Below are 18,986 nucleotides of genomic sequence, written 5' to 3'. Positions count from 1 at the left end.
ACCACCAAATGGAGCAGTGTCTCCGCGACACCGCGAACGCAAGCACAGAAAGACGCGTATAGCCGGAATATAGCGGCTCTTCATTGACTGTGGACCATCCGGACTGGCGCTACCGAACAGGAGACGGCCATGGGCACTCCGCCACCAAGCCGCGCTTCGGTCGCGCACAGCACCGCCACGCTGGCCGCGCAGCTGGCCGAAGCTCACTTCCGCGACCTGATGAGCGCGTTTCCCACTGGCGTCACGGTCGTCACCGCGACAGACACGGACGGCCGTCCCCATGGGATGACCTGTACGTCCGTTACCAGCGTCAGTCTCACTCCGCCGATGCTGCTGGTTTGCCTCACCCCCGGCCAGACCCTCGCCGCGGCACTCGCCACCGGCCGGTTCGCGGTCAACTTCCTGCATTCCCGCGGCCGGGCTGCGGCCGAGATCTTCTCGACGCCGGGTGTGCCGCGGTTCGACCGGGTGAAGTGGGCGCCCCTCGGAGCGGGCAGGCCGCCGCGGCTCGTCGACCACGCCTTCGCGGTGGCGTCCTGCACCGTGCGCAACGCCACCACGGCGGGCGACCACCAGGTCGTCCTCGGCGACGTCGACATCGTCATCGACCACCAGCCGGACCGGCCGCTGATGTACGGCTTCCGACAATTCGCGGACTGGTCGTTCGACGAGCGCTCCGGCATCCGGCGGTGAGGAGTGGCCGCACCCGCGAACGACGAACCCGCCGATACCTCGTCGACGAGATCCCTGCCCTTGACGCTCAGCATTCTGACGGCCGCGCTCACCACGGCGGGCGTCATCGGGCTGCTGGCGGCTCACCACGGCGCGCTCACGCAGGCCGTCCGGGACCCGCTCGCCCGGTTCCTGCTCGCCGCGGGCGCGATCGTGTTGCTGAGCCATCTGCTCGGCGCCCTCGCCACCCGTGTCGGCCAGCCCAAGGTCGTCGGGGAGATCCTCGCCGGACTACTGCTGTGCCCCTCGCTGCTCGGCCAGTGGTGGCCGGAACTGCGGCACGCGGTACTGACGCCCGACGTCGTCTCCTCATTGGACACCATCGCCCAGCTGGGACTCGTGTTCTTCGTGTACCTGCTCGGCGCGGACCTCGACGGCGCGGGGCTCCGGAACCAGCGCAAGGCGGTGGGGCTGGTGACCACCGGTTCTCTGCTGCTGCCGTTCGCCGTAGGCGTCCTGATCACCGTACCGGCCGGCCCGATGCTGGTGAGCCATCCCGTTTCGGCGCTGTTCTTCGGGCTGGCGCTGGCCATCACGGCGCTGCCCGTGCTGGCCAGGATCCTCACCGAACTCGATCTCGCGTCGACTCCCACCGGAGCCCTCGTGCTGACCAGCGCCGCCGTCGGCGACGCCGTGGCCTGGCTGGGGCTCGGCGCGATACTGGTGTCCGCCGGGATCGGGCGGACGGCCGACCTGCTCATCCTGGTCACGGCCACCGCCGCGCTGGCCGTTCTCAGTATCGTCTGTGTACGTCCCGCGCTCGCCGCACTGGCGGCGCGTGCGGCCGGCCAGGGAAACCGGCGCGGAACAGTCCTGCCCGCCGTGCTCGTCTTCGGCGCGCTCGCCTACGCCGCGGCGACACAGGCACTCGGCCTGCACCCGATCATCGGCGCCTTCGTCTTCGGGCTCCTGCTACCCCGGCACAGCCCGGCCGTCGGCGCCGCGAACGAACACCTCCGTGGGTTCACCTCGGTGGCCCTGCTACCGCTCTTCTTCGCCACGGTCGGGTTGAAGACGTCGTTCGAGTCGTTCGGCACCGACCCGCATGCCTGGCTGCTGCTGGCCGTGGTCCTCCTGGCCGCCATGGTCACGAAGGTGCTCGGCGCGGCGGGCGGCGCCATGCTCGGCGGGCTCGGGCGGCGGCAGGCGCTCCGGATCGGCACCCTGATGAACTGCCGCGGCGTCACCGAGCTGATCGTGGCCTCCATCGGCCTGCGCCTGCACCTGGTGAACGAATTCGGTTACACACTGCTCGTCCTTGTCGCACTGATGACCACCGCGCTCGCCGGGCCGCTGCTGAGAATTCGCGCATTGCGGACCGATCCGATTTCTGACATGAGGAAGATATGAGTGACAAGATCGATCACGTCGTGATCGTCGGCGGCGGTACCGCCGGCTGGATGGCGGGAGCATACCTCGGCAAGGCACTGGCCGACACGGCCGGAGTAACCGTGCTCGAAGCTCCGGATATTCCCACGATCGGAGTCGGCGAAGCCACCATCCCCAATCTGCAAACGGCCTTTTTCGACTTTCTCGAAATCGATGAGACCGAATGGATGCGGGAGTGCAACGCCAGTTTCAAGATGGCCGTGCGGTTCATCAACTGGCGCACCGAAGGGGACAGCACACCGGAGCCCCGCCGGCTCGACGGGCGACCGGACCATTTCTACCATTCTTTCGGTCTGCTGAAGAACCACGACCGCCTGCCACTGTCCCAGTACTGGCACTACGACAAACACCACGGCAACACCGAGCTGCCGTTCGACTACGCCTGCTACGCCGAACCCGCGGCGCTGGACGCGAAGCGCGCTCCCCTGCACCTCGACGGCAGCCGCGCCACCAACTACGCCTGGCACTTCGACGCCAAGCTCGTCGCCGCCTTCCTGCGACGGGTGTCCGTCCAGCGCTTCGGCGTCCGTCACATCCAGGACCGGGTGAACCACGTCGAGGTCGACTCACGCGGGCACATCACCGGGCTGCGAACCGCCGCCGGACGGACCGTCGAGGGCGACCTGTTCATCGACTGCTCCGGCTTCCGCGGTCTGCTCATCAACAAGGCCCTCGGCGAGCCGTTCATCGACATGCGGGACCACCTGCTCAACGACAGCGCGATCGCCACCACGATCCCGCACGACGACGAGAGCAACGGCGTCGAACCGTACACCTCCGCCATCGCGATGAAATCCGGTTGGACCTGGAAGATCCCCATGCCGGGGCGGTTCGGATCCGGTTATGTCTATTCCAGCCGGTTCGCCGCCGAGGACGAGGCCGTCAAGGAATTCTGCGGGCTGTGGCAACTCGATCCGGATCGCACCCCACTGAATCGAATCCGGTTCCGGGTCGGGCGCAACCGGCGGGCCTGGGCGGGCAACTGCGTCAGCATCGGCACGTCGTCCTGTTTCGTCGAACCGCTGGAATCCACCGGCATCTACTTCATCTACGCCGCGCTCTTCCAGCTGGTCAAACACTTCCCGGACAAGACCTTCCCCGCCGCGCTCACGGACCGGTTCAACCGTGAGATCGAAACGATGTTCGACGACACTCGCGATTTCATCCAGGCACACTTCCACTTCGCACCACGCGCCGACACCCCGTTCTGGAAGGCCAACAAGGAACTCACACTCGGGCCCGCCATCCAGGAGAAGGTCCGGGACTATCTGGCCGGGCTGCCGGTGAGCATGCCGGCGTCGGACGACGCGGCGCACTATTACGGCACCTTCGAGGAGGAGTTCCGTAATTTCTGGAACAACAGCAACTACTACTGCGTCCTCGCCGGACTCGGCCTGCTCCCGGAAAGACCGCTGCCCCGGCTCTCGCACATGACCGCGTCCCGGTCGAGCGCGGGTCCGCTGTTCGAAGCGATCCAGCAGCGGCAGCGGTACCTCCTCGATACCTTGCCGTCCCACCACGAATTCCTCGAGAAGCTGCACGCGGGCCGGCACTGACCCCCCGCGCACCCAACCGCATCGACCTGGAGGTTCCATGGGCAACACCGGCGTCTGGCTGATCGGCGCCCGCGGTTCGGTGGCCACCACCACCATCGTCGGCGCCGCCGCGATCCGGGCGGGAGCCGCGCCGACCACCGGGTGTGTGGCCGAACTCCCCGATTTCGCCGCGGCGGAGCTACCCGGCCTGTCCGAACTGGTCTTCGGCGGCCACGACATCGTGGACACACCGCTGGCGAAGCGCGCCGAACAGCTGGTGCACGCGGGAGTACTCCCGAGATCGATGCCGCGACTGGTGGCCGCCGACCTCGAAGAGGCAGAGTCCGAACTGCGGCCCGCGGATCGCGACAGCGGCCGGACAGGCAACCAGGCGGCCTCCATCGCGCGAATCGTGGACGACCTCACCGGCTTCCGTACCCGCAATGGTCTCGACCACGTGGTCGTCGTCAACGTCGCCTCCACGGAGCCGCCCGGTACGCCGCATTCCGCGCATCGGAGCCTGGCCGAACTCGACGACGCGCTTCGCGGCCCTGCCCCCGTCCTGCCACCGAGTTCTCTCTACGCCTACGCTGCCTTCCTGGCGGGATGTGGATTTGTCGACTTCACTCCGTCGACCGGTGCCCGGCTGCCCGCCCTCGAAACCCTCGCACGGCGGACGGGGCAACCCGTCGGCGGCCGCGACGGGAAGACCGGCGAAACACTGCTGAGATCGGCACTCGCCCCGATGTTCGCCCGGCGCGCGCTCGACGTGCTCGCCTGGTCCGGGACCAATCTGCTCGGCGGAGGAGACGGTGCGACGCTCGCCGCCCCCGACGCAGCGGCGAGCAAGAACGCGTCGAAACAGCGTGTGCTGAGCCGGAACCTGGGCCGTCCCGTCGACGGCGACGTGCACATCGACTACGTCCCCCAGCTGGGCGAGTGGAAGACGGCCTGGGATCACGTGCTGTTCGAGGGGTTCCTCGGCGCCAGGATGACATTGCAGTTCACCTGGCAGGGTTGCGATTCCGCGCTCGCCGCGCCACTCGTGCTCGACTTGGCCCGGTTCACTGCCAAGGCGTGCCGGGACGGTGTCGCGGGCCCGGTTCCCGAACTCGGCTTCTTCTTCAAGGACCCGGCGGGGGACGGCCCGCACGATCTGGTGGGTCAGTACGCCGCGCTCCGCGCCTGGGCGCTGCGATGATCCCGCTCGCCGAGCTGGTTCGCGCACCCGCCGCGCTGACGGTTCCGGGAGACACCCTCGCCGGGGCCGCCACCGCGGGCTGGCCCTTCGGCCGCCGTACCTTCGCGCTGGCCGCCGCATCCGTGTGCTTGTACTGGGCGGGAATGGCGCTGAACGACTACGCCGACCGGGATCTCGACGCGATCGAGCGGCCGGAACGCCCGATCCCGTCCGGCCGGGTCGGCGCCGGTACGGCGCTCGGCGTGGCCGCCGGACTGACCGCGGGCGGGCTCGGCATCGCGGCGGCGGCAGGGGGACGGCAGGCGCTGAAGGTCGCGGTACCGCTCGCCGCGACGATCTGGGCCTACGACTTCGTGCTGAAGCAGCGCCCGCTCGGTGTGGCCGCCATGGCCGGTGCCCGTGCCCTCGACGTCCTGCTCGGCGCGGGTGGCGCCCGGCGGGCGCTGCCCGCGGCGCTGACCGTTGGCGCGCACACCTTGGCGGTGACAGCGCTTTCCCGCGCCGAGGTGAGCGGTGCGCACCCGGTACTCCCCGCAGCGGCGGCCGCCACCACCGCGGGCGTCTTCCTCGCACCGGGACGGAGCGGCCTGCTGGCCACGGCATTGCGCGGCCTGTACGCGATGACGACCGGACGGGCTCAGCTCGCCGCACTGCGCGATCCTGACGCGAACCATGTCCGAGCAGCGGTCGGCGCAGGGATCCACGGCATGATCCCCCTGCAGGCGGGGCTGATCGCACATACCAGGGCGTGGCGGGTGGCACTCGCCGTGGCCTCGGCGTTCCCGTTGGCCCGGCGGCTGAGCAGGAGAGTGTCACCGACATGACCACCAATGACCGGCTACCACGCTTCGGCTACGGCACCAACGGATTCGCCAACCACCGGCTTTCCGACGCGTTACGTGTGCTGGCCGATCTCGGCTACGAGGGAGTCGCACTGACCCTCGACCACCACCACCTCGACCCGTTCGCCGGGAACCTCCCCCGGCGGGTGGCCGAGATCGGCGCTCTCCTCGACCGTCTCGGCCTCGCCGTCGTGGTCGAGACCGGGGCCCGGTTTCTGCTCGACCCCTGGCGCAAACACGCACCGACGCTGCTGGACCCTGATCGCGAGCACCGGATCGACTTTCTGAGCCGCGCGGTACGGGTCACGGCCGACCTCGGCGCCGAGGCGATGTCGTTCTGGAGCGGGAACAAACCGCCGGACCTGCCCGATTCGCTCGCATGGGACCATCTCGTCACCGGTTGCGCGGCCGTCCTCGACATCGCCGAGCGGCACGACGTCCGGCTCGGTTTCGAACCCGAGCCCGGTATGTTCGTGTCCGATCTGGCCAGCTACGACCGGCTGTGCACCCGCCTCTACTCTGCCGATCGTCTCGGTCTGACGCTGGACATCGGGCACTGCCAGTGCACCGAACCACTGCCGGTGGCCGACTGCGTCCGCAAGGCCGCTCCGCGGCTGACCTACGTGCAGATCGACGACATGCGACGGAACGTCCACGAGCATCTCGAATTCGGTGCCGGTGAGATCGACTTCCCACCGGTACTGGCCGCGCTCGCGGAGTCCGGCTACGGCGGGCTGATCGCCGTCGAGTTGCCAAGGGACAGCCACCGCGCGCCCTCGCTCGCACGAGACTCGATCGGATTCCTGCGCCGGGCGGCCGGGTCGGCTGATGCCCCGTGACCCTGCCCCGGCTCCGCGAAGCGATACGGCACGCGTTGACACCGGCCGCCGCCGAATGGCTGGCGGCCGCGGTCGCCGAGGTGACCACGGTCGCCCGCACGATCCACACGGTGTTCCCCCGTGTCGGCCGTCGGTGCGGCCGTGACCCACTGGGAGCCTACGATCCTCAGTGGACGATCGACGACGGCGCGCGGGTCCTGCTGCTCGCCGCGTCGCCGGCGGTCACGGAAGAACTGTCGGTGCTGTACCGGCATGGCGATGTCGCCGAGAAGCGCGCGATACTGCGCGGGCTGCCCTACCTGAAAATCGGGGGCGCCGGCCTCCCCCTGATCACGGACGCGCTGCGCGGCAACGATCCTCGGCTCGTCGTCGCCGCGCTCGGCGAGTACGGGGCCTCGTGGCTGGACGACTTGTCCTATCGGCAGGGTGTGCTCAAGTGCGTGTTCATGGGAATTCCGTTGCGGGAGGTCAGCGGCCTCACCCACCGTGCCGACGAGGAACTCATGCGCATGATGCGTTCCTTCGCGGCCGAGCGCGCGGCCGCGGGAAGGCCTGTTCCCGCGGATCTCCTCACCTTCGTCCCCGACTCGCACCGACAGGACTGACGATGCGCATCTTCGACCCGCACATCCACATGAGCTCACGCACGACAGACGACTACCGGGCCATGCGTGACGCCGGGGTCCGCGCCGTGGTCGAACCGGCCTTCTGGCAGGGACAGCCCCGAACCGTCGTCGGCAGCTTCACCGACTACTTCGACTCACTGATCGGCTGGGAGCCGTTCCGGGCGAGCCGGTACGGGATTCGGCACCACTGCACGATCGCACTGAATCCCAAGGAAGCGAACGATCCTCGCTGCCTGCCGGTACTGGCGGTGCTGCCTCGCTACCTCGAAAAGGACAACGTGGTCGCGGTCGGTGAGATCGGCTACGACTCGATGACCGACGCGGAGGACGAGGCCTTCGCCGCACAGCTCGCCCTGGCCGTCGAGCACGATCTTCCCGCCTTGGTGCACACCCCGCACCGGGACAAGGCCAGGGGCACCGAACGCAGTATCGCGTTGATCCGCGAGTCCGGCATCGCACCGGAACGCGTGGTGCTCGACCACCTCAACGAGGTCACCGTGCGGATGGCCGAAGACTCCGGGTGCTGGCTGGGCTTCTCGATCTATCCGCACACCAAAATGGACGAACACCGGATGGTCGCGATCCTGCGTGAGTACGGCCTAGACCGCATGCTGGTGAACTCCGCGGCCGACTGGGGCGAGAGCGACCCGCTCAAGACTCTGCACACCGGCGAGGCGATGTACTCTGCCGGGTTCGACACCGACGACGTCGACAGGGTGCTCTGGCGCAACCCCACCGAGTTCTACGGTCAGAGCGGCCGCCTCGGATCCGGCGAGGTGGAGACGACGGCCACCGAGTACGCCGGCAACTCCGTGTCGCGTGGCGTTCGGAAGGAGTAGCGTGCGTTTTCGGCATCGCGACGGAACTCTCGTCCATCTCGCCTACTGCACCAACGTCCACGCCGCGGAAGACTTCGACGGCGTTCTCGATCAGCTCGCACGCTACGCCGAACCCGTTCGCGACCGGCTTGGCGCCGACCGGCTCGGGCTCGGGCTATGGCTGGCCCGGCCGGTCGCGGACGAACTGCTCACCACCCCGGCCGCAGTGTCGCGGCTGCGTACCGAACTCGCTTCCCGCGGCCTGGAAGTCGTGACGCTCAACGGCTTTCCCTATCAGGGCTTCCACGATCCGGTCGTCAAGCATAAGGTCTACCACCCCGACTGGTCCACAGCCGAACGTGCCCGGTACACGCTGGACCTGGCGAAGCTGTTGGCCGCGCTGCTCCCGGACGACATCACTCGGGGAAGCGTGTCCACATTGCCCTTGGCATGGAGGACCGAGTGGTCACCCGGCTCGCGCGAAGCCGCCCACGCACATCTCGACCGGCTGGGTCTGGAGCTGGCCGAACTTGCCGCGGAGACCGGGCGCGTGGTGCGCGTCGGATTCGAACCGGAACCCGGATGCGTTATCGAAACCAGCGCACAGGCCGCGACACTTTTGTCCGATGTGGACAAAAGGTGGCTTGGTGTCTGCCTCGACGCCTGTCACCTCGCCGTCGGTTTCGAGGACCCCGCAGCCGCGGTGGCCAACCTGGCCGAAGCGGGGCTGAGCGTCATCAAACTCCAGGTTTCCTGCGCCCTGCAAGCCGACAACCCTTCCGATGAGGTCGTCAGAAATGCGCTGCGCTCCTTCGCCGAACCCCGATTCCTGCATCAGTGCACCGAGGCGGCACCTCCCGGCACGGACGATCTCGATGCCGCGGTGGCCGGGGAGCTCCCCGGCCACCGCCCCTGGCGCGTCCACTTCCACGTTCCCCTGCACACCGACCCACCCCCGCCGCTGCGGTCGACTCGCGGGGTTCTCGCGCAGACCCTGACCGAGCTGCTTGGCGGGCCGAGCGCCCGTGTCGATCACCTCGAAGTGGAAACCTACACCTGGCAGGTCCTGCCACACCCGCCCGCGGACGCCGCCGGGCTGGTCGCGGGCCTCGCCGCCGAGCTGAACTGGACCCGTCGGCAGCTGATCGACATCGGTCTGGAGGAGGAACCCTGGTGAGCCTGCTGGTACTCGACGTCGTCGGACTGACTCCGCGGTTGCTGCCGCACATGCCTCACCTGCGCCGGATGGCCGCACCGGGCTTCACCGCGACTCTCGACACCGTTTTCCCCGCGGTGACCTGCCCGGTGCAGTCCACGTTCCTCACCGGCCTGCCGCCGGCGGGGCACGGAATCGTGGGAAACGGTTGGTACTTAAGGGATCTCGGCGAAGTATTGCTGTGGCGTCAGCACAACAAGCTCGTCCATGGCGACAAGCTCTGGGACGCCGCGCGACGCGCACGTCCCGGCTGCCGGGTGGCAAACGTCTGCTGGTGGTACGCCATGGGCGCCGGCACCGATTTGACTGTGACCCCCAGGCCGGTCTACCACGCGGACGGCAGAAAGTCCGCGGACTGCTACACGGATCCACCCGAGCTGCACGATCAGCTCACCGACTCGCTGGGCGAGTTCCCGCTGTTCACCTACTGGGGACCGACCGCGTCGCTGAAGTCCTCGAAATGGATCATCGCCGCCACGCGACGGATCCTGGCGATGCACAAGCCCGACCTCACACTGGCCTACCTCCCGCATCTGGACTACGACCTCCAGCGTTTCGGCCCGGACGGATCCGCGGCAGTCGCCGCGGCCGCCGCGCTGGACGCCGAACTCGCTCCGCTGCTCGACGACGCAGCGGCCGGTGGACACACCGTTGTCGCCTTGTCGGAGTACGGCATCACACCGGCTCATCGGCCGGTGGACATCAACCGCGCGCTGCGTCAGGACGGCTTGCTGACCGTGTACTCACAAGCGGGGATGGAATACCTGGACCCGTGGACGTCCCGTGCGTTCGCGGTGGCCGACCACCAGGTCGCGCACGTCTACGTTCGTGATTCCCATGATGTGCCGAGGACACGGGACCTGATCAGGGAACTCCCCGGGGTCGACTCCGTGCTCGATCGTGAAGGCCAGGCCGTTCTTCGTGTCGATCACGAGCGCTCGGGCGAACTGACCGCGATCGCCGATCCCGACGCGTGGTTCACCTATTACTACTGGCTCGACGACGACCGCGCTCCGGATTTCGCCCGCACCGTGGAAATCCATCGAAAGCCGGGCTATGACCCGGCCGAGCTGTTCTTCGACCCAGGCGACCCCTTGGTGAAGGTTCGCGCGGCCGCCACGTTGGCCCGTAAGAAGCTGGGCCTGCGCTATTCGGCGCGCATCGTCCCGCTAGACCCCTCACCAGTGCGCGGAAGCCACGGGCGACTGCCGGACTCCGCGCAGGACGGCCCTGTGCTGCTGTGCTCCGATCCACGCCCCGCGTGCGACAGGCTCGACGCTACCCAAGTCAAATCCCTCCTCCTCACTCTCACCTCCTAAGGGATGTCTCGTAACCCGGTGGCGGGTTGGGCTGGCTGGTGGTTGATCATGGTGTGGTACAGGTGATCTCGGCGTCGCGGCCGGAGTGGATCGTCCCGTTCACGGGGTTGGAGCCGGGGCAGTTCCGGAAGCTGGTACGAGTGGTGGCCAAGCGTGGTGGTGTTGAGATCGCGGATGGTCGTCCGGGCCGGCAGTGGCGACTTGACCTGGCCGACCGGGTGCTGCTGGTCGCGACGTACTGGCGAACGAACCTGACGATGCGCCAGATCGGGGGGGCCGGGACCTTGCGGTATCGACCGCTCACCACGCAGGCACATCCCGACGATCTGCGCCTTGAACTCCGGCGTGAACACCCGCCGAGGCCGCTGAGGCTTCTTCTTGCCCATGGACACCATGATGAACATCCTTCCCAGGGGGCGCGCTACCGCGCCCCCTGATCACTGATGTCCGCCAAAACGGGTCAAGCCCACCCCCCTGTCCGGCGAACAGGGGAACCTCATTGCAACCACCACATGAATCCGCCTGGCGTTCGGTGCGTCCAACGCACCGAACGCCACATTCGGGCGCATGACCCCGGAGAGTCACCCCGGCGAACCTGCCGCGCCGGTGGCCCGGTTCAGCGCGGTTCGGGCCGCCAGTAGCCGACCACCAGCGCACCGGCCAGCAGCGCGGCCCCGCACCACGCGACGACGCCGAGCCGTTCGCCCAGCAACAGCACCGAAAGCACCGACGCGGTCAGCGGTTCGAGCAGCGCCGACAGCGCGCCCAGCACCGGGTGCGCGCCGGTCAGCCCGCGGAAGTAGGCCGCGTAGGCCAGTGCCGTCGGCACGATCCCGAAGAAACACGCCAGCGCGAGGACGTCCACGCGCGGGGGCAGGCCCATCCCGGACCACACGGCGGCCGGGCCGAGCAGCACCCCGCCGATCAGGCAGCCGAACACCGTGGTGGGCAACGGTTCCAGCCCGTCGACGCGGCGGGCGGTGACCAGTGTCAGCGCGGCGAACCCGGCCGAGGCCACGAGCGCGCACCCGATGCCGGCCGCCGTGCTGGCCAGGCTCGCGATCCCGTCCGGCGACCAGCGCAGCAGGACCAGTCCGGCGACGGCGCCGCCGACCGAAACGAGCGTCCAGCCACGCGGGAACCGCCGTGCGCGCAGCGCGCCGACGAGGGTGAGCAGGACCGGCGACGCGCCGATCGTGGTCATCGTGGCGACGCTGACCGAACTCAGGGACACCGCGGCGAAGTAGCTGGTCTGAAACAGCGCGAACAGGCCACCGACGGCGAGCAGCCTGCGGAACACCGCGGGTGTGCGGGGAATGCCACGCGCCCCACCGGTCAGCGCGACGTACAGCCCGCCGGCGAGACCGCCAACGAGCAGACGGTAGGCCGCGACCGACAACGGCGGCAGCTCGGCCCGCGCGGCGAGCAGCGAACCGGCGAGGCCGCCGGTGCCCCAGAGGACACCGGCGAGCAGGAGCGCGGCCGAGGAGCGGGCACGCGCGGGCAGGACAACGGAGACGGACATCGGAAAACGCTCCAGCGTCGAAGGAAAGGGAGACTCGACGACGCGGGACGTGTGGCGTCAGGCCGGAACGGCCGGGTTCGGCAGGGCCGGTGGGCAGCACCGGCCGCCCGCGCGGCCTGGCGCCGCGCGGGGCTCACACACCCCGCTCAGGAGGCGGGAGGTGGGGTGACGAGAAAGATCCGATGCACGGCGGGGACTCTAACCGCCGCGACCGGACGCGACCAGGGATTTTCCTGTGCCGGTGGTCACCCAGAAACGCCATCCCCACAAATGATTCAGTCTCGCTGAACGCCCGCCTGCCACGCTCAGACAGACGCATGGCCATCCGATAACATCCGGTTAGCCTTCACGAAGCTCACAAACGGTGTGCTATGTCGGCTGCCAGGACGGTGTGGGCACCCAGCCGGACAGCTCATAGCCTTTCACGCTTCGCCAGTCTGCCGCGAATACTCCGACGCGGGTCGGCCACTAAGACTTCCCATACCTGACGGTGTTCCGGTCGCCGGGTGATCGCGTCGGCCAGGCTGGCTCGGACAATCGGCGCCGGATCGCGGGCCAGAGACAGACCAGGCTCGGGCACCGCCGGGTCCTGGGCCCAGAGGAGGGCAGCAAGCGATCGCACGTCCGGATGCGCGTGCGCGGCCAGCAGACCGGGCGGCAGATCGTCCGTCGAGGACTTCAGCACCAGTAACGCCCTCACGATATTCGGGACTTCGATCTCGTCAGGACAGCCGAGCAGCCGGACCGCGTGACTCCGCACAACTTGTCGATCCTCATCCGTCTCCGCCAGATTCGCACAAGCTTCGACCGCCGCGTCCGCCGTGGTAGCCGGCCCCATGTCAGACCGAAAGAAACTCAGTGGATGCCGCATCTCGGCCATGAGCAGGTCATGGCCGCTCAGCGACTGGTCTCTGCCAGCCAGCGGAAGCACGACAGCGAAGGCACGCCTTCGCTCGTCCGGCGACAGGACCGTGGCAATGCCAGCGAGTTCGCCAAGCGCAGTCCTTCGGTTGACGATCGAATCCGCAGGATCGAGAGCTCGGTGCAGTAATGACGACAAAAGCTCTGCCCTGAGGTTGTCGTCGAGCACCCCAGCCGTGGTGACCACCATCGTGTCGAAGCCCCAGACGGACATGACACCCGGCTGCGGCGCCTCACGCGCGATCACCGCTCGCGCGGCCTCCTCCGCGTGTTCACGGATTCTTTCCGTGGCCGCGCCGAGCACCGCAAGCACCGAGCACGCCATGCGGTTCCCGGCCTCGGCCGGCTCGGTCAGCACTGCCACAGCGCAAGCCTTGTGCTGCTCGACGAGCGCCAAGCCCGAGTGCAGAACCGTACTGCCGAATCTGTCGTTGAAAACAGCCCCGGCGAGCAGTTCCCGGGCTGCCTCGCAGGCCAGCGCGGGATGTCGGTCTGCGATTCCGACCAGTAGTCGCGCGTGGTAGGCGTCCGTTTGCCAACCCGTTTTCGAATCTCTTGGAAGCCAGGGGGCCGTCGCAACCATCGCCCGGCGAGCCTGTGCCTCGTCCAGGCACGGCGCGAGTCCGACGAGTGCTTTGACCCCACGCAGCTCCAATTGACTGAAAAGCGTCGGCGGCGGACCGCCGCCCTCAATCACGTCGAGAGCGACAGAAACCCAGGCCGCGGCGTCCGTATCGTCGAGTAGGTCTGCCGTGGCCGCCGCGACCGCGAGCGCGGCGCCGAGTTGTCCTGCGGTACCGCTCACCACGGGCGCCGGCCAGTTCAACGGCTCTTCTGGAAGAGCCGCCGCAGCATCTGCCGCAGTCTTCCCGGACTCGGCGCGGACGTAGTTCACCAAGCCCGCCAGCGGTTCGCTGTTCTCTGTCAGCACCGAAGCGAGCGCGAGCGTGGCTTCTTGCTCCCCCGCGAGGTCGGCCCGGACACGGGCCTTCCAGCGCCACTCGGACAACAGCCGAACCGACCTGCGACCATTCTTTTCGCCAAGACTTCGAAGCGCCCGCTCCTCAATGGTCGGGCTACCGGGAAGCCGGTGCGACCAAGTCCCGTTCCGCAAGTGTTGTGCGAACGGGTGTTCCGTGTCCCCAGCAGCAGAGAACATGCCGTGACGCATCCGGAGTGCTCTGAGCGCATACAGCCAATCCGCCGCTTCATCGTTCATGCGCTCAGTGAGCGCCCACTCGATGGCCTCCCGATAATCTGAGGCTGCCTCAAGAAAATCATCAGTGAAGGAAAGATACCGCGCCTGGCGAGCCCGAATCCATATCCGATGGACCGGACCGAACAGGCTCTGCGCCCGGAAACGCAGTTCGGCCCACTCACCGGTGCAATCCGCTACGCACATGCTCAGCCGGACCACCAGGTCCTCTTCACGCGAGCCACTGTCTTCGAGCGCCAGGGCCAACCTCGTCAATCGGTCGACACGCTCTTCGAGCACTTCCTCCTGCGCCTCTGCAAGAGCATGCTCGGCCAGGAAAACCGCGGCGTCGAGCAAATAGGGATCGTCGCCGCGGAGCTCATCGAATGGGCCCACGAGTTCCTCTCGGATTCCAGTCAGGCCGGAGAGGACGCGTTCGGCCGCCCGCGCGAAGGCGAGTGCGCGGCCGAACCCACGCTCCTCAGGGCGTACCTCGTTCTGCCGATCGATCACCGAAAGGCGCTCGGTGGGCTCACCGGTCCCATTCATCGCAGCCCACATCAATTCAAGTCGGATCTCGACACCTTCGAGCACCTGACCGGCCCGGATCAACGCCTGCGCCTGCTTCGATCGGACTTCGCGAGCGTGCAAGTCGAAGCCCGCATCTAGCAGGGCATCGGCTACTTCCCCATACTGCCCCGCCGCCCCGGCCGGGTCCGTCTCCGCTGCGGCGTTAGCCTCGGCGTTGATCCGGTCGACCCCGAGGTGCCGCATCGGCCCCCGGTTGACAGCATTACTCAAGACGTCGCGCTCTGTGCTCGACAACGGCTCAGCCTCGGCGGCGGGCTGCCGATCCGCCGCGAACCTGCTGCGAAATCCCGGCAGGGAACGACAGATCGCGACAGCATAGGGCTGCGCGAAAGCCAATGCCGTCCCAGTCGATTCCAATGCCGAACGGACTTCGTCGAGCCTGAGTTCCGGAAGCCGCACCGGCTCCGATTTCAACTGCCGATCGGGCCCGGCCGGCAGCAGAACGTGATGCCCCTGCCGAAGCGCCTCAGCGATGTCCGGGTCCTCGTGGCGAGGAATCAGGACGCAAGGGCGCGCAATCGCCACGCACCGGGACCAGGCATCCGCGCCACACACCACGAATGTCCGCAGCTGATCCGGTGGACTGGTAACGAAGACGGCTGCGAGGAACGCCAAGGCCAGTTCCTCGGATTCGCCCTGGACTACAGTGCATGTCGCGGCGTTCCCAGTCAGCCGGAGAATCGCTTCAGCGACCTCGGCACGCCCGGCCAGCAGCACACCGGCGGGTAGCGCCGGGTTCGTGTGATGGGCCCAGTCATCCCACCAGACATCAAGCTCCCACGTTCCCGGCAACCGGACAGCACCCAGTTCCGGGACCTCGTGAATGAGTTCAGCGACGATCCGTTCGATGTCCTGAGGCATGCTACGCGGGTTGAGCCGACGGTACTGATGGCCTAGTAGAGCCCTTATGTCGTTAGGAAGCCATTCTGGGCGAGGCAGAGAAGCATCGTCGATCAGCACGGGGACGAGCCGCTTCCCCAGGGCGATCGCGAGCCGGATCTCCCGACGCACCCAGTCTCCCGGTTCGTGCAATCGCCAGCGGCAGTCATCGTCCAGCCACTTCTTTCCGATCACCACGATCACGACCGAGCACTGGCGGATGGCGGCTTCGATCTCCTCAGCAAAAAGGCTCCCTGCCACAGCATCCTGCGACACGTGGAACACCTCGGCACGCCCCAGCTTCACCTTTAGCTGCTCGACGAGCATCGCGGCGCCCACTGCCTCATCGCCCACTCGGTAGTTCACGAAGACCGTTCCTTGGAACACGCTCATATCTGTCCTTTGTAAGTAGTTACGCCGACATCCATAGTTCACAAAAACTCCTCAGACTCCATTACTACCGACGAGTAGGCAACGGGAAACCCCTACTTTCCTATCCGATGGGAGCGTGAAAATCAAAATAAATCCGCTCCTCAGGAGGCCCGTCATGAGTTCGACATTCCAGCCCCGGCCACTGCGGGAAATCCAACGACGACTCAGCCTGACGATCAGCACCTCATCGATAGCCTTCGACGGCTGGTCCCTGTCCAGTGATCTTCCTGATCAGATGCTTTCGCTGGCCGAGGTCGTCGATCTGGCTCAGCTGAAAACAACATCTCCGGACGCCAAGGCCGCCATCTGGGCCGAGGTCGTGCGGTTGGCCCAGACAGACCCCCAACTCTGGCGACCGGTGGTCGTAATACTGGCAGCACCCGCGCTTGTCAACATGGCTCGGCAGGTCGCCGAGGAGTTCGGAGTCGATGCCGATGACGCAGAAGGTGACCTCGTGGTGGGCCTCCTCGAGGCAGCACAGACCGCCGACCCCAGCATGCGGGGGCTGGCCGCCCATCTGAAACGAGTCGCACGCACCCGTGCGATGTACACCTCGTCAATGCGCGAAACCAACTACCACAGTGACCAGCCTATGCGAGCAGTACCGTTGGCGCCGCGATCTGGGCACGTGGATATGGTCCTCGCTGATGCCATCGCCCAAAATTTCCTGACCCGGGCCGAGTCCGAACTTATCGCGCGAACCCGGATCGAGGGGCTTGCCATATCCGTGGTCGCGCGTGAACTCGGGTTCCCGCCAGGCCACGGTGCCGTGGCCCGCGAGCACGCTGAACGAAAACTGCTCGAGTACTTGAGCCGAAGTGGCCGCTGACCGACCGCTAACATCGACACCGCTGGGCGAGTCAGGACGGATTCCATGAAACGGGCCGTTGTTTGCCACGCCCGGCGCCGGAATACTTAGCCAGCCGGCCGATGCCGCCCTGGGAGGGTCGACCAGGCACTGAGTCCCGAAGCGGCGAGGGCTTGCGCGTACGGCAGAAACGGTCTGTGTAGGCTGACTCGTGGGCGCCTCCGCGCCACGAAACCCGTGGCGACGGGCGCGGCGGTGAACGTCCCGAACGCTCCGTTCGAGACGTTCACCGTCCGCAACGGAGCGTTCGAGACCTCAGCGTCTGGCCACAAAGGACGGACGTGCCGCTAAGGCCACCTTACGGCACTTCGGAGCGGGGAACGTCAGTCCAAAGTGGCCAGTTGGGTGCGGAGGGTGTCCAGGCCCATGCCGCCCAGCCGCAGCGCGCGGGTGTGCAACTGCTTGATGTCGAAGGCGGCTCCCTGACGGGCGCGGGCCTCGTCGCGGGCGGCGAGCCACAGCCGCTCGCCGAGCTTGTACGCCGGCGCCTGGCCCGGCCAGCCGAGGTAACGGTCGATCTCGTCGCGCACGTGGGCCTGGTCGGTGACGGTCCTGGTGAGCATGAACTCCAGGCCCAGCTCCGGGGTCCACCGCTCGCCCTCGTGGAACCCGGTGCCCGCCGGGATCTCCAGTTCCAGGTGCATGCCGAGGTCGACCACGACCCGCGCGGCACGGAAAAGCTGCTCGGAGAGCATGCCGAGCAGGTCGCCGTCGTCGGCGAGGTAGCCGAGGTCCTGCATGAGCCGCTCCGAGTAGAGCGCCCAGCCCTCCGCGTGCCCGGAGGTGAAGGCCATGAGCCGCTGGTACTTGTTCAGCGACGCCGACTGGTACACCGCGGTCGCGATCTGCAGGTGGTGCCCCGGCACGCCCTCGTGGTAGACGGTGCTGACCTCGCGCCAGGTGATGAACTCCTCCCGCCCCGCGGGCACCGACCACCACATCCGGCCGGGACGACTGAAGTCCGCGCTCGGCGCGGTGTAGTAGGCGCCGACCCCGCCGCCCGGCGGGGCGATCCTGCACTCCAGCCCCATCAGCGCGTCGGGGATCTCGAAGTGCTTGCCCCGCAACGAGTTCAGCGCCTCGTCGGACAGGTTCTGCATCCACGCCTCGAACTCGGCGCGCCCGCGCACGCGGTAGCGGGGCTCGGCGTCGAGCACGTCGGCGGCCTCGGCCACGGTCGCGCCCGCCTTGATCCGGCCGGCGACCTCGCGCATTTCGGCCTCGATGCGGGAAAACTCGGCCCAGCCCCACTCGTAGGCCTCGCGCGGGTCGAGCTCGGCGCCGATGAAGAACCGCGACCACAGCTTGTAGACGTCCTCGCCGACGGCGTCCTTGACCGGGGCCCGCGGCGCGAGCTCGGCGCGCAGGAACCCGGCGAACTCCGCGAACGCCTCCTGGGCGACGCGGGCGCCGTGGCCGAGATCGGCCCGCAGCGCCTCGCCCGGCTCGCCGGCGCCGGCGACCAGCCCGTCGAAGAAACCGTCCTCGTCCTTCAGCCCGGCCCAGGTCTCGCACTGCTCGGCGACCTTGCCGACCTGCCGCAGCGCCGCGACCTGCCCGGCGTCCGCCCCGGCGAGCAGGGACCGCCGCATGCCCGCCAGTGTCTCCGGCACCGCGCGCAGCCGGGCCGCGATGTTCGCCCACTGCTCCGGGGTGTCGGTGGGCATCAGGTCGAACGCCATGCGCAGTTCCTGCACCGGGCTCGCGATGACGTTCAGCGACGCCACGTCCAGACCCGCCGCGTGGATCTCCCGCTCCAGCCCGACCCGCTCGGTGAACACGGCCTTCGCCGCCCGCTCCCCCGCGTCGGCGGGCTCGGCCGCCTCCACCGCCGCCAGCGCCGTCGCCGCGAGGGCCGCCCTGGCCGCGTACCCGTCCGGTGAATAGTCGGTCAGCCGGTCGTCGTACCCGTCGATGCCGAGGAAGGTGGCCTGGACCGGGTCCGCGGCCGCGTAGTCGTCGACGTACCGGTCGCAGATCCGGTGCACGCCCTGTTCGCTGGAAGCCATGCCCGGCACGCTACCGGCCGGGCACGGAGCCGCGGTACGGAGTTACGTC

Annotated in this window: 14 protein-coding genes and 1 pseudogene; 12 read left to right on the top strand and 3 right to left on the bottom strand. The window is 68.0% G+C overall.

The annotated features are described in order from the left end of the window. Positions 1 to 129: 129 nt before the first annotated feature. The 11 genes and pseudogenes from ABD987_RS34105 to ABD987_RS34055 form a co-directional block, all read left to right on the top strand. On the top strand, positions 130 to 693 hold the full coding sequence (locus ABD987_RS34105) for a flavin reductase family protein (protein ID WP_345403748.1): 564 nt from the start codon (positions 130 to 132) through the stop codon (positions 691 to 693). Positions 694 to 753: 60 nt separating this feature from the next. Further along, on the top strand, positions 754 to 2,082 hold the full coding sequence (locus tag ABD987_RS34100) for a cation:proton antiporter (RefSeq protein WP_345403745.1): 1,329 nt from the start codon (positions 754 to 756) through the stop codon (positions 2,080 to 2,082). Continuing rightward, on the top strand, positions 2,079 to 3,677 hold the full coding sequence (locus ABD987_RS34095) for a tryptophan halogenase family protein (protein ID WP_345403742.1): 1,599 nt from the start codon (positions 2,079 to 2,081) through the stop codon (positions 3,675 to 3,677). Before ABD987_RS34100 ends, ABD987_RS34095 begins: the two co-directional genes overlap by 4 nt. 37 nt (positions 3,678 to 3,714) lie before the next feature. After that, the gene (locus ABD987_RS34090; protein WP_345403739.1) at positions 3,715 to 4,857 is read left to right on the top strand and encodes an inositol-3-phosphate synthase; all 1,143 of its coding nucleotides are present in this window, start codon (positions 3,715 to 3,717) and stop codon (positions 4,855 to 4,857) included. Further along, positions 4,854 to 5,681, top strand: a complete 828-nt coding sequence (locus ABD987_RS34085) for an SCO3242 family prenyltransferase (RefSeq protein ID WP_345403736.1) — start codon at positions 4,854 to 4,856, stop codon at positions 5,679 to 5,681. Before ABD987_RS34090 ends, ABD987_RS34085 begins: the two co-directional genes overlap by 4 nt. Then, the gene (locus tag ABD987_RS34080; protein WP_345403733.1) at positions 5,678 to 6,538 is read left to right on the top strand and encodes a sugar phosphate isomerase/epimerase family protein; all 861 of its coding nucleotides are present in this window, start codon (positions 5,678 to 5,680) and stop codon (positions 6,536 to 6,538) included. The genes ABD987_RS34085 and ABD987_RS34080 overlap by 4 nt, the downstream gene beginning before the upstream one ends. Then, the gene (locus ABD987_RS34075; protein ID WP_345403730.1) at positions 6,535 to 7,143 is read left to right on the top strand and encodes an EboA domain-containing protein; all 609 of its coding nucleotides are present in this window, start codon (positions 6,535 to 6,537) and stop codon (positions 7,141 to 7,143) included. The genes ABD987_RS34080 and ABD987_RS34075 overlap by 4 nt, the downstream gene beginning before the upstream one ends. Before the next feature lie 2 nt (positions 7,144 to 7,145). Then, a complete protein-coding gene (locus tag ABD987_RS34070; protein ID WP_345403727.1) occupies positions 7,146 to 8,003 on the top strand; it encodes a TatD family hydrolase in 858 nt (285 codons plus the stop codon). A 1-nt stretch (position 8,004) separates the two neighbouring features. Then, positions 8,005 to 9,159 (top strand): metabolite traffic protein EboE, encoded by a 1,155-nt coding sequence (gene eboE / locus ABD987_RS34065; protein WP_345403724.1) that lies wholly within the window; start codon positions 8,005 to 8,007, stop codon positions 9,157 to 9,159. Positions 9,160 to 9,209: 50 nt separating this feature from the next. Then, on the top strand, positions 9,210 to 10,517 hold the full coding sequence (locus ABD987_RS34060) for an alkaline phosphatase family protein (protein ID WP_378214339.1): 1,308 nt from the start codon (positions 9,210 to 9,212) through the stop codon (positions 10,515 to 10,517). A gap of 53 nt (positions 10,518 to 10,570) precedes the next feature. Further along, positions 10,571 to 10,789 (top strand): annotated as a pseudogene (locus ABD987_RS34055) (transposase family protein); the annotation flags it as partial. Between the two features lie 344 nt (positions 10,790 to 11,133). Here the strand turns inward: ABD987_RS34055 and ABD987_RS34050 are convergent. Further along, the gene (locus tag ABD987_RS34050) at positions 11,134 to 12,042 is read right to left on the bottom strand and encodes a DMT family transporter (RefSeq protein ID WP_345403721.1); all 909 of its coding nucleotides are present in this window, start codon (positions 12,040 to 12,042) and stop codon (positions 11,134 to 11,136) included. A gap of 412 nt (positions 12,043 to 12,454) precedes the next feature. Then, positions 12,455 to 16,021 (bottom strand): TIR domain-containing protein, encoded by a 3,567-nt coding sequence (locus ABD987_RS34045; RefSeq protein WP_345403718.1) that lies wholly within the window; start codon positions 16,019 to 16,021, stop codon positions 12,455 to 12,457. Between the two features lie 154 nt (positions 16,022 to 16,175). On the opposite strand from ABD987_RS34045, the gene ABD987_RS34040 reads away from it, so the two are divergent. Continuing rightward, positions 16,176 to 16,889: a sigma-70 RNA polymerase sigma factor region 4 domain-containing protein gene (locus ABD987_RS34040; protein ID WP_345403715.1), complete on the top strand. Its 714-nt coding sequence runs from the start codon at positions 16,176 to 16,178 to the stop codon at positions 16,887 to 16,889. A 362-nt stretch (positions 16,890 to 17,251) separates the two neighbouring features. Here ABD987_RS34040 and ABD987_RS34035 read toward each other — a convergent pair whose 3' ends face one another. Beyond that, positions 17,252 to 18,937: a DUF885 domain-containing protein gene (locus ABD987_RS34035; RefSeq protein ID WP_345403712.1), complete on the bottom strand. Its 1,686-nt coding sequence runs from the start codon at positions 18,935 to 18,937 to the stop codon at positions 17,252 to 17,254. Positions 18,938 to 18,986: the final 49 nt, after the last annotated feature.

The sequence above is a fragment of the Amycolatopsis samaneae genome (genome assembly GCF_039541975.1).
Taxonomy (GTDB): Bacteria; Actinomycetota; Actinomycetes; order Mycobacteriales; family Pseudonocardiaceae; genus Amycolatopsis; species Amycolatopsis samaneae.
Note: the sequence above shows the minus strand (reverse complement) of the source record. Positions and strands in the feature narration are given on the sequence as shown.